The sequence below is a fragment of the Massilia sp. MS-15 genome (assembly GCF_020176695.1).
Classification (GTDB): domain Bacteria; phylum Pseudomonadota; class Gammaproteobacteria; order Burkholderiales; family Burkholderiaceae_D; genus Telluria; species Telluria hydrophila.
The window spans coordinates 1-469 of the sequence record NZ_JAIWIA010000103.1 but is presented as its reverse complement, the minus strand read 5'-3'; the positions used below and the strand labels follow the sequence as shown (position 1 = coordinate 469).

Here is a 469-nt window from a genome sequence, read left to right as displayed (position 1 = left end):
AGGATCGCTCGCCTTGGCGTAGGTGACGGTGTCGCCATCGGGATCGATTGCCGCCGGCACGCTGCCGGCCTTCGCGGTATCTTCGGCGGTCGTGATGTTCGTATTGCCCGCCACTGGCAGGTCGTTCACCGGCGTGACAGTGATGTTGACGGTATAGGTGTTGCTGCCGCCGTTACCGTCGCTGACGGTGTAGGAGAAGCTGTCGGTGCTGTTGTAGTTGGCGCCCGGGGTGTACGTGTAGGTGCCGTCGGCGGCGATGCTCACGGTACCGTGTGCGGGGTCGGACGCCTTCGAGTACGTGAGCGTATCGCCATCGGCGTCGCTTGCAACAGGAAGCGTACCGGCTTTGGCCGTATCTTCGGCGGTCGTGATGTTCGTATTGCCAGCCACCGGCAGGTCGTTCACCGGCGTGACAGTGACGTTGACCGTATAGGTGTTGCTGCCGCCCTGGCCGTCGCTGACGGTGTAG

The 469-nt window shown here is 63.3% G+C and carries 1 protein-coding gene; it reads right to left on the bottom strand.

Going from position 1 to position 469, the window contains the following annotated elements; all coding sequences use genetic code 11:
- Positions 1–469 (bottom strand): tandem-95 repeat protein (locus LCI23_RS20465; RefSeq protein WP_224948279.1); only part of this gene is annotated, 469 nt, incomplete at both ends.